Raw genomic sequence first — 10,271 nt, 5'->3', positions numbered from 1 at the left:
TTAGGAGTATAATATAAGGCAACCGCCCAATAATAAGGTAGTGATAATAATATTTTAGTCTTTTATTCCGAGAAAATTTGTGATACTATCCTCGCTTTATTATTTCTTGGCTCGGTGACAAACAGTCACTTCCCTGACTATATATCTATTCCATATGATTCCTTTCTAATGATGGTTTAGTCTCTTTTTATTATAGGTCATATGGGACTTTTTTCTACACTCAAAAAGGCTCCATAATCTCCACAGGGGATTTACCAACTACAGTCTTATAGAGCTCGAAAAGCTATATTCTTGAGAGGACCAGCTTAATCGTCTCGTTTTTAATGTTTGCCGCTGTTGAAATTTCTTTTACAAAGTTTTGTTCTATTTACAATCCATATTCCCCGAATTTTCTGAAAATTTTTGGTATAATAGTAAAAAATAATCTTTAGATAGGAAATACTATGACGGCAACAAAAATGAACGCTCAAGAGATCATCCAATTTATCGCCAATGCTGAGAAGAAAACGGCTGTGAAAGTGACCTTTGAAGGTCAGTTGGTGGCAGAAGTTCCGGCAACTGTCATCAAGCTGGGCAATGTCCTCTTCGGTGACTGGAAGGATGTGGAGCCACTTTTGGCTGGCTTGACGGAAAATGTGGATTATGTGGTGGAAAATGACGCTCGCAACTCAGCTGTGCCATTGCTTGACAAGCGCGCTATCAACGCTCGTATCGAGCCGGGGGCTATTATCCGGGACCAAGTTGCTATCGGTGATAATGCGGTCATCATGATGGGTGCCGTTATCAACATCGGTGCGGAAATCGGTGCAGGGACTATGATTGACATGGGTGCCGTTCTTGGTGGTCGTGCGACGGTCGGTAAAAATAGCCATATCGGTGCAGGTGCAGTGCTTGCAGGCGTGATTGAGCCAGCGTCAGCAGACCCAGTTCGCGTCGGCGATAATGTCTTGGTCGGTGCTAATGCCGTTGTCATCGAAGGCGTGCAAATTGGTAGCGGTTCTGTCGTTGCGGCAGGTGCCATCGTGACTCAAGATGTGCCTGAAAATGTGGTAGTAGCAGGTGTTCCTGCCCGCATTATCAAAGAAATTGACGCTCAAACCCACCAAAAAACAGCCTTGGAAGAGGCTCTCCGTACACTCTAAGAGGTAGTTCATGCTCGATTTAATTGCGACTAGGCGTGCCCTCCACCAAATTCCTGAAATTGGGATGGAAGAGTTCAAGACCCATGCCTATTTGATGGACGTCATTGGTCAGCTACTGGAAAATTGTGATTTTGCTCAAGTTCGGACCTGGAAAACGGGTATTTTGGTCCATCTGACAGGTTCTGCGCCGGAAAAAAACATCGGTTGGCGGACGGATATAGACGGCTTGCCTATCGTTGAGGAAACGGGGCTGGATTTCAAATCTCTCCATCCTGACCGTATGCATGCCTGTGGACATGATTTTCACATGACCATTGCCTTGGGGCTTTTGGAGAAAATGGCAGAGCAGCAACCCAAGCATAATCTGCTCTTCCTCTTTCAGCCTGCAGAGGAAAATCTGGCTGGCGGCATGCTCATGTATGAGGCAGGTGCCTTTGGTGAGTGGTTGCCAGATGAATTTTATGGACTCCATGTCCGACCAGACCTCAAAGTTGGTCAAATGGCCACCAACCGTGCGACCCTTTTCGCAGGCACTTGTGAAGTCAAGATACGGTTTACTGGAAAAGGTGGCCACGCAGCATTTCCCCATACCGCAAATGACGCCCTTGTGGCGGCCAGCTACTTTGTGACCCAAGTCCAGTCGGTGGTTAGTCGCAATGTGGACCCGATAGAGGGGGCAGTGGTAACCTTTGGGCACATGCAGGCGGGCACGACCAATAACGTCATCGCCGAAACGGCCTTTTTGCACGGCACCATTCGGGCCTTAACGCAAGACATGAGCCTTTTAGTGCAAAAACGTGTCCGTGAGGTGGCTGAAGGCATTGCCAAATCTTTTGGTGTAGAGCTAGACATCGTGCTCAACCCAAGCGGCTATCTGCCTGTGGAAAACAATCCGAAACTAGCAGATGAATTCATGACTTACTTTAATGGTGTGGAGGGAGTTGAGATGATTGACTGCCCACCTGCCATGACGGGTGAGGACTTTGGTTATCTGCTCAACAAGGTACCGGGGGTCATGTTCTGGTTAGGAGTGGAGACGCCTTATCCCCTCCACAATTCCCGTCTCAATCCCAATGAGGCTGCTCTTCCCTTGGCTGTGGATAAGTTGAGTGGATTTTTGAAAATGAAAGTGAACTAAGGTTGGTTTTCCAGCCTTTTTTCTGAAAAGGAGAATATTCTTTGGATAAAAAAATCATTCGTAAGGAAATGTTGGCTCAATTGAAGTTCTTGTCCTCGAGTCAGCGGGAGAAGAGCAGTCAGACCATGACTGATTTGTTGGTAGAGACAGAGGCTTACAAGTCTGCAACCTCTCTTGCCACCTATCTTTCCATGCCACATGAGTGGAATACGCGTTATCTGATTGAGCAGGCACAGGCGGATGGTAAGCAGATTTTCATCCCTAAGACCTATTCACAAGGGCGGATGGATTTTGTAGAATATAATCCAAATGATTTGGTCAAGTCGGCTTTTGGTGTCTGGGAACCGGGAACTTATTCACAACCTGTGGATAAGTCTGTGATTAACTTGATTCATGTGCCCGGTTTGGCTTGGAATGAGGCCGGTTTTCGGATTGGATATGGTGGCGGATTTTATGATCGCTACCTAGCTGATTTTCATGGGCAGACGGTGTCGACTTTGGCAGATTTTCAGCTACTGGCTATTGAGCCGGAGATATTTGACCAAGCAGTAAAGGAGTTAGTGATTGTTGAGACAGATGTTTGATAGACGGTACCCTGTGACCAATGGCTTGTTGGCTGTGACGACGGCTGTATTCTTGCTCATCCAAATCTTGCGTTTTGGGCAGACGACTGCGGCCTATACGATTTTTGAATTTGGCGGTATGTATGGAGAGGCGGTACGCCAGGATCCTAGTCAGCTATGGCGCCTGATTTCGCCGATTTTTGTTCATATCGGCTGGGAACATTTTTTGTTTAACAGTATCACCTTGATTGGGCTGGGTTACCAGCTGGAAGGACTGTTTGGTCCGCGCCGCTTCTTTTTGCTCTATATGCTGTCGGGAATGATGGGCAATCTTTTTGTTCTCTTTTTCACTCCGGGAGTGGTCGGAGCGGGAGCGTCGACCTCCTTGTTTGGCCTCTTTGCGGCTATGGCCCTCCTGAGAAAATTTAGTCGCAGTCGCTATTTACAGGTTCTTGGGCAACGCTACATGATGCTTTTGGGGATGAACTTAGTGCTTGGACTCTTCACACCTTCGATCTCTATGGCGGGTCATATCGGTGGCGCGGTCGGCGGTGCCCTAGTCGTCATTTTTCTTCCACCGCTTGTGGAAAAAAATCTGTTTTCTGGTAAGCAAATCTTTTACAGCTTTATCGGTTATTTAGCCGTATTTGTCCTCATGTTGGGCATCTTTTATCTGGTATAAGAAAAAACTAGCGATTTGCTAGTTTTTCTTTGTTTTCTCTAATGATTTACCAAGGTCAATCAAATATTGTTTCAAATCGTCTTTGACCTGTGGGTGTTGTAGGGCGTAGTCAATGGAAGTTTTCATGAAACCAAACTTATCACCGACATCATAACGAGCGCCCTTGAATTCACGAGCGAACACGCGTTGGGTTTTGTTGAGGGTATCAATGGCATCGGTCAATTGGATTTCGTTGCCGGAACCTGGTTTTTGATTTTCAAGAATTTCAAAAATTTCCGGTGTGAGAAGATAGCGACCGATAATGGCCAAGTCAGATGGAGCATCTTCAGGTTTTGGTTTTTCCACAAATGTATCGACACTGTAAAGGCCATTGACACCTTCGCCATGAGGTGCAATGACACCGTAGGCTGACACCTCTTCGTGGGGAACCGGCATAACAGCAATGGTTGAAGCATGTGTTTTTTCAAAATCGTTCATCAATTGTTTGGTCAATGGGACAGCTTTTTTATTGGTAATATCCATGAGGTCGTCACCCAACATGACAACGAAAGGCTCATTGCCGACAAAGGCCTTGGCTTGCAAGACCGCATCGCCCAAGCCACGCGGATGACTCTGACGAATGAAATGCAGGCGGATACCAGTTGTTTCATCGACCAGTTTGAGCAATTCATTCTTACCTTTTTCTTTTAAGTTGTATTCCAATTCAAAGTTTGAATCGAAGTGGTCCTCAATAGAACGTTTTGATTTACCAGTAACCACCAAAATGTCTTCAATGCCAGATGCAAGGGCTTCTTCAACGATAAATTGGATGGTCGGCTTGTCTACGATTGGCAACATTTCTTTAGCGAGAGCCTTTGTTGCAGGCAAGAAACGTGTTCCTAAACCAGCAGCAGGGATGACGGCTTTTCTAACTTTTTTCATACATTTTTCCTTTGTATTTATTGATGATTAACAATTTTATTAGTGCCATTCATTTTCATGACGGAATTCGCCGGACATGATTTCTTGGATGGCATCTTTGATTTGGGCACCCTGGTAGATGACCTTGTAAATGGCTTGGGTAATTGGCATGTAGACCCCGAGTTCTTGGGCCAATTCGTAGGCAGCCTTGGTCGTGGAAATTCCTTCGATGACCATGCCCATATTGGTTTCGATGTCTTCCAGTTTCTCGCCCTTACCAAGCAGGTCTCCAGCCCGCCAGTTGCGGGAATGAACTGATGTACCGGTGACAATCAAATCACCGACGCCAGACAGTCCACTGTATGTCAAGGGATTGGCACCCATGGCGACACCGAGGCGAGTGATTTCTGTCAAGCCACGAGCGATGATAGCAGCCTTGGCATTGTCACCATAGCCCAGACCATGCAAGGCCCCGGCTCCGACTGCGATAATATTTTTAAGAGCGCCAGCTGTTTCTACACCGATTACGTCGTTGTTAGTATAGAGACGGAAGTAGCGATTGCTGAAGAGATTTTGGACATAGGTTGCAGTTTCCAAATCTTTAGATGCGGCAGAAATCAAGGTCAAGTCGCGGACGATGGTTTCTTCAGCGTGGCTAGGACCGGAGACAACAACGACTTCTGAACGCAAGTCAGCAGGAATTTCTTCTTCCAAGACTTCTGACAAACGTTTATGAGTTTCTGGCTCAAGGCCCTTAGATGCGTGCATGACCACAACCTTGTGCTTGAGGGTCTCGGCAACCTGCTTGGCTACCAGACGGGTTACCTTGGTCGGTACGACAAAGAGCACAGCGTCGACCCCATCTAGCGTTTCAGCCAAATCCTTGTAGGCAACAATCTTCTCGTCTAGAACAATGTCCTTGAAATAGCGCGTGTTAGTATGTTTTTCATTGATTTCATCAATCTGCTCCGGGATATTTCCCCAGATACGGACACTATGCCCGTTATCATTGAGCACCTGAGCTAGGGCTGTTCCCCATGAGCCAGGTCCCAAGATAGCAATGGTTTGCTTTTCCATAATGCTTCCTCTGAATTCATGTTTTTACCATTATATCATATATAAAATTTTTTTGAAAATAGCAGAGCGAAAAAGTCGGCTTGCAGGAAAAGGACAGGTCGGTCTTTACAAAATGAAAACATCTATGAAAACAAAGAAAATATTTCATTTTGCTTGACAATAGTTCTCTAGAAAACTATAATGGTTCTCATCGTCATTAATTAACAATGAAAGGAGTTTCGATGGGAGATTTTTTAGCAGAATTTCGTTCCCTACTCAATCAGGTGGAACAGATTGGTGACAAGATTGCCAAGGAACATGGTGTAGAACATCTCGCTGGTCCTCAGGGATGGGCCTTGCTTTATCTAGCTAAGTGTTCTGACAAGGAAGTCTTTGTTAAGGACATTGAAAAAGAAATGAAAATTTCTAAGTCAGTTGCTAGTAATCTGGTCAAACGAATGGAGAAAAATGATTTTATTCAAGTCATTCCATCCAAGCAGGATAAGCGCTACAAGCAGATTATCCTGACGGCGAATGGGCAGGAAAAAGTTAGTCGCCTAGATGACTTCCATCAGGAGCTGCACCAATCATTGTTTAATAAGATTACAAAAGAAGATTTTCAATTGGTGAAGCAGTGGGCCCATCAATTATCTGATAATATTAAGGAATATAAGGAGAAGAACAATGTTTAAAGAAGCGATACTGCGTTATAAGTGGTATGCCTTGGCCTCGGTTTTATTAACGGCAACGGTCGTGACAACTGCTCTGCTACAGCCGAGCTACTTGAAGGATGTCTTGACAGCTGTCTTGACCAACGACAAGACAGAGATTGTTGAAGTCGGTAAACTCTTGCTGGTTATTGCTGGGATTGGACTTTTGGCTGGTTTATCCAATACTATCGTGGCAGCGAAGATTTCCCAGGGGGTTTCGGCGGATATCCGCGAAAAAACTTTTAGAAAAATCCAAAGTTTTTCTTATGCAAATGTGGAAGAGTTTAATGCGGGGAATTTGGTCGTTCGGATGACCAATGATGTCACTCAGATTCAAAACCTGGTTATGATGCTCTTTACCATCCTCATGCGGGTTCCTATGTTGTTTGTCGGGGCCTTCATCATGGCGGTGCGGACCATGCCAGAACTTTGGTGGATGATTATTCTCATGGTGGTCTTGATTATGGTCATTATGGCTGTGGTCATGGGGGTTATGGGACCACGTTTTGGGAAATTCCAGTCCCTAATGGACAAGATGAACAGCATTGCCAAAGAAAACCTACGTGGAATCCGTGTGGTCAAGTCTTTTGTTCAGGAGAAAAATCAATACGCTAAATTCAAGGAGGTATCCAACGAACTCTTGGACCTCAACCTTTTTATCGGCTACGGTTTTTCTATTTTGCAACCTCTGATGATGTTGATTGCCTATATGGCGATTTTTGCATCGCTCTACTTGGTGTCTGGGATGTTGGAAACCAATATGGAAGCAGTTGGTGGCTTTACTTCCTTTATGAGTTACCTCATGCAAATTATGTTCGCTATTATCATGGCTAGCTTTATGGGGATGCAGGCATCTCGCGCGGCGATTTCTATTAAGCGGATCAGCGAGGTCTTGGATACAGAGCCTGCTATGACCTTCAAGGATGTGGCGGATGAAGAATTGACTGGTAAGATTGTCTTTGACAATGTTAGCTTTACCTATCCACATGATACAGAGCCGACTTTGAAAAATATCTCATTTGAGATTGAGCCTGGGCAAATGGTCGGTGTGGTTGGTGCAACAGGTGCGGGTAAATCCACACTTGCTCAGCTAATCCCACGTTTGTTTGACCCACAGGAAGGAACGGTATCCATCGGTGGTCGGGACTTGAAAGAAGTCAGCAAGAACACCCTGCGTGATACGGTATCGATTGTCTTGCAAAAGGCTATTCTCTTCTCGGGAACCATTGCGGACAACCTGCGTCAAGGGGCACCTGGTGCTGATTTGCAACGCTTGGAGCGGGCCGCAGGTATTGCCCAAGCCAAAGAATTTATCGACCGCTTGGATGATACCTATGAGAGCCAAGTAGAAGAACGTGGAAATAACTTCTCTGGTGGTCAGAAGCAGCGGATGTCCATTGCTCGTGGGGTGATTGGCGAGCCTAAGGTTTTGGTCTTGGATGACTCAACTTCTGCCCTGGATGCCAAGTCTGAGAAACTAGTCCAAGAGGCTCTCAACCATGATTTGAAGGGGACAACCACTGTCATTGTTGCCCAGAAGATTTCTTCTGTTGTCAAGGCTGATAAGATTTTGGTTCTTGACGAAGGTCGTCTGATCGGCCAAGGTACCCACGCCGAGTTGGTAGCTACGAATGATGTCTACCGTGAAATCTACGAAACACAGAAAGGGAGGGAGGAATAGATGAAGACGTTACGTTTTTTCTGGTTTTATTTCAAACGCTATAAACTGTCCTTTGCTGTGATTTTTCTAGCCATTGTGACAGCGACCTACTTGCAGGTTAAGACGCCTGTTTTCCTTGGAAATGCCATTGCGGAGATGGGGAAAATTGGGCAGGCTTACTTTATGGCCAATCAAGCTGGTCAGGCTGACTTTCAGCCAGACATGGCTGATTTTAACGGGGTTATGCTCAATCTTTTCTTTGCCTATGCGGCGACGGTTGTGGCTTCCTTGATTTACACCCTCCTCTTTACGCGTATCGTGGCTCATTCGACCAACCGTATGCGTAAGGGCTTGTTTGGCAAGCTGGAACGCTTGACAGTTGCCTTCTTTGATAGCCACAAGGACGGGGATATTCTTTCTCGTTTTACCAGTGATTTGGACAATATCCAAAACGCTTTTAACCAGTCCTTGACCCAAGTGGTGACCAACATTGCCCTTTATGTTGGTATGGTTATCATGATGTTCCGTCAGGATCCTCGCTTGGCCTGGGTCACCATTGCTTCTACGCCAGTTGCCTTGGTTGCCTTGGTCCTTATCATCCGCCTATCACGGAAATATACGGATAGGCAACAGGCTGCGGTATCTAAGCTCAATGCCTATATGGACGAGAAAATTTCTGGACAAAAAGCGATTATTGTACAGGGTGTGCAGGAAGAGACGATTGATGGTTTCTTGGAACTCAATGAAGAAGTCCGTCGTACGACCTTCAAGGGGCGCTTGTTTGGTGGGATCCTCTTCCCATTTATGAATGGTATGAGCTTGGTCAATACGGCCGTCGTTATCTTTGCAGGCTCCAGCATTGTCCTTAATGATAGCTCACTGGAAACAGCTGCCGCACTTGGTTTGGTGGTGACCTTTGTTCAGTATTCGCAACAGTATTACCAGCCAATCATGCAGGTTGCTGCCAGCTGGGCAGAATTGCAGCTAGCTTTTACAGGAGCTCATCGTATTCAGGAAATGTTTGATGAGCCTGAGGAAGTTCGCCCTCAAAACGCTCCGCTATTTACCGAATTAAAAGAAGGTGTTGAAATCAAGGACATCGACTTTGGCTATCTGCCGGGTCAGAAGGTCTTGGACAAGGTGTCTATCTCTGCTCCTAAGGGCAAAATGGTGGCGGTCGTTGGTCCGACGGGGTCTGGTAAGACAACCATTATGAACTTAATCAACCGCTTCTATGATGTCAATAGTGGTAGCGTGGCCTTTGACGGCCGCGATATTCGGGAATATGACTTGGACAGCTTGCGGGATAAGGTCGGTATCGTTTTGCAGGAGTCGGTGCTATTCTCGGGTACTATTGCGGACAATATCCGCTTCGGTGATGAGAGCATTTCGCAGGAAATGGTGGAAACCGCAGCTCGTGCTACCCATATCCACGACTTCATCATGAGCTTGCCAGAGGGGTATGAAACCTTTGTGACCGATGATGAGAATGCCTTCTCAACAGGTCAGAAACAGTTGATTTCCATTGCCCGTACGCTTTTGACAGATCCACAAGTCTTGATTTTGGACGAAGCAACGTCAAACGTTGACACCGTAACAGAAGCCAAAATTCAAAAGGCCATGGAGGCCATTATCGCAGGACGGACCAGCTTCGTCATTGCCCACCGCCTCAAAACCATTCTCAATGCGGACGAAATCATCGTCCTCAAAGATGGAAAAGTGATTGAGCAAGGCAACCATAGCCAGCTCCTCAAGCTCAATGGCTTCTATGCCGAACTCTACCACAACCAGTTTGTGTTTGAATAAAATCAAGATTCCAGCCATTAGGTTGGAGTTTTGCTTTACCCTGTATTTCCTGTATAATAGACCTATGAAAAGACAGAGTGTTCGAGTTGAACTGTTTTCCCTAAAAAAAGAAGAAATCCTTGTCTACTTAGATGACAAGGGGATTTTGATAAATGATTATTTCAAGACCTATCTAGCTCACCCCGCTTATCAAGAAATGCAAGAAGTGGTGGAGAAACAGAAGTGTTTAGTTGAGATTGTCAGCGTAGCCGAAATGGGATTTGATAGGGAAGCGACTGCTCCTCAGATAGAGGAGAGAGCCGTGGAGATGGGGTATCAATTACCACCAGCTCATATGGGAGTTTATCTTCGGTTGGCCTTGTTGGAACAGGAAGTCAGCCAGGATACCGTACTCTCCCAAGGAAAATCACCAGACGGAGCCATTTGCCTGCTGTCGCCTCAGTTGGAAGAAGAATTCACCTTCCCTCGTAGTGTCTATCTTCGCAAGGTTGACCAAGACTTGTGGCTACGTGCAGCCCACTTTGATGACGAGTATGCCTTCCCCTTATCAACACTTTTTGCATTTGTGACGAAAAATGCGAATGAATACAATGAATAAAATGAAGAAAATGATA

At 45.8% G+C, this 10,271-nt stretch carries 10 protein-coding genes; 8 read left to right on the top strand and 2 right to left on the bottom strand.

From position 1 onward, the window contains the following. Positions 1-443: 443 nt before the first annotated feature. Genes dapD through ACHBGV_RS07535 form a run of 4 tightly spaced genes read left to right on the top strand, consistent with a single transcriptional unit; the run spans position 444 to position 3,525 of the window. Complete coding sequence (gene dapD / locus ACHBGV_RS07550) at positions 444-1,142, top strand: 2,3,4,5-tetrahydropyridine-2,6-dicarboxylate N-acetyltransferase (protein ID WP_394736027.1); 699 nt, start codon at positions 444-446, stop codon at positions 1,140-1,142. Positions 1,143-1,152: 10 nt separating this feature from the next. Then, the gene (locus ACHBGV_RS07545; RefSeq protein ID WP_394736026.1) at positions 1,153-2,280 is read left to right on the top strand and encodes an N-acetyldiaminopimelate deacetylase; all 1,128 of its coding nucleotides are present in this window, start codon (positions 1,153-1,155) and stop codon (positions 2,278-2,280) included. Between the two features lie 41 nt (positions 2,281-2,321). Next, positions 2,322-2,864 carry a 5-formyltetrahydrofolate cyclo-ligase gene (locus ACHBGV_RS07540; protein ID WP_394733044.1) on the top strand — a complete coding sequence of 181 codons (543 nt, stop codon included), beginning with the start codon at positions 2,322-2,324 and terminating at the stop codon, positions 2,862-2,864. Next, complete coding sequence (locus ACHBGV_RS07535; protein WP_394736025.1) at positions 2,857-3,525, top strand: rhomboid family intramembrane serine protease; 669 nt, start codon at positions 2,857-2,859, stop codon at positions 3,523-3,525. Before ACHBGV_RS07540 ends, ACHBGV_RS07535 begins: the two co-directional genes overlap by 8 nt. Positions 3,526-3,543: 18 nt before the next feature. Here the strand turns inward: ACHBGV_RS07535 and galU are convergent, their stop codons facing one another. Then, positions 3,544-4,446 carry a UTP--glucose-1-phosphate uridylyltransferase GalU gene (gene galU, locus ACHBGV_RS07530; RefSeq protein WP_172022589.1) on the bottom strand — a complete coding sequence of 301 codons (903 nt, stop codon included), beginning with the start codon at positions 4,444-4,446 and terminating at the stop codon, positions 3,544-3,546. A 39-nt stretch (positions 4,447-4,485) separates the two neighbouring features. Continuing rightward, positions 4,486-5,502, bottom strand: coding sequence for an NAD(P)H-dependent glycerol-3-phosphate dehydrogenase (locus ACHBGV_RS07525; protein ID WP_172068317.1), 1,017 nt, complete (start codon positions 5,500-5,502; stop codon positions 4,486-4,488). 221 nt (positions 5,503-5,723) lie between these two features. On the opposite strand from ACHBGV_RS07525, the gene ACHBGV_RS07520 reads away from it, so the two are divergent. From ACHBGV_RS07520 to ACHBGV_RS07505, 4 genes are all read left to right on the top strand, one after another. Beyond that, positions 5,724-6,173, top strand: coding sequence for a MarR family winged helix-turn-helix transcriptional regulator (locus tag ACHBGV_RS07520; RefSeq protein WP_105160259.1), 450 nt, complete (start codon positions 5,724-5,726; stop codon positions 6,171-6,173). Next, complete coding sequence (locus ACHBGV_RS07515) at positions 6,166-7,872, top strand: ABC transporter ATP-binding protein (protein ID WP_394736024.1); 1,707 nt, start codon at positions 6,166-6,168, stop codon at positions 7,870-7,872. Before ACHBGV_RS07520 ends, ACHBGV_RS07515 begins: the two co-directional genes overlap by 8 nt. Beyond that, positions 7,873-9,657 (top strand): ABC transporter ATP-binding protein, encoded by a 1,785-nt coding sequence (locus ACHBGV_RS07510; RefSeq protein WP_394736023.1) that lies wholly within the window; start codon positions 7,873-7,875, stop codon positions 9,655-9,657. It begins immediately after the preceding gene. Positions 9,658-9,721: 64 nt separating this feature from the next. After that, positions 9,722-10,255, top strand: coding sequence for a hypothetical protein (locus ACHBGV_RS07505; protein WP_394736021.1), 534 nt, complete (start codon positions 9,722-9,724; stop codon positions 10,253-10,255). Positions 10,256-10,271: the final 16 nt, after the last annotated feature.

This window comes from Streptococcus sp. A34 (assembly GCF_043674115.1).
GTDB lineage: Bacteria > Bacillota > Bacilli > Lactobacillales > Streptococcaceae > Streptococcus > Streptococcus suis_V.
Note: the sequence above shows the minus strand (reverse complement) of the source record. Positions and strands in the feature narration are given on the sequence as shown.

Bases quoted from the DNA above. Each gene is read 5' to 3' on its own strand.
- dapD (WP_394736027.1), top strand. From the start codon at position 444: ATGACGGCAACAAAAATGAACGCTCAAGAGATCATCCAATTTATCGCC.
- ACHBGV_RS07545 (WP_394736026.1), top strand. From the start codon at position 1,153: ATGCTCGATTTAATTGCGACTAGGCGTGCCCTCCACCAAATTCCTGAA.
- ACHBGV_RS07535 (WP_394736025.1), top strand. From the start codon at position 2,857: ATGTTTGATAGACGGTACCCTGTGACCAATGGCTTGTTGGCTGTGACG.
- galU (WP_172022589.1), bottom strand. From the start codon at position 4,446: ATGAAAAAAGTTAGAAAAGCCGTCATCCCTGCTGCTGGTTTAGGAACA.
- ACHBGV_RS07525 (WP_172068317.1), bottom strand. From the start codon at position 5,502: ATGGAAAAGCAAACCATTGCTATCTTGGGACCTGGCTCATGGGGAACA.
- ACHBGV_RS07520 (WP_105160259.1), top strand. From the start codon at position 5,724: ATGGGAGATTTTTTAGCAGAATTTCGTTCCCTACTCAATCAGGTGGAA.
- ACHBGV_RS07515 (WP_394736024.1), top strand. From the start codon at position 6,166: ATGTTTAAAGAAGCGATACTGCGTTATAAGTGGTATGCCTTGGCCTCG.
- ACHBGV_RS07510 (WP_394736023.1), top strand. From the start codon at position 7,873: ATGAAGACGTTACGTTTTTTCTGGTTTTATTTCAAACGCTATAAACTG.
- ACHBGV_RS07505 (WP_394736021.1), top strand. From the start codon at position 9,722: ATGAAAAGACAGAGTGTTCGAGTTGAACTGTTTTCCCTAAAAAAAGAA.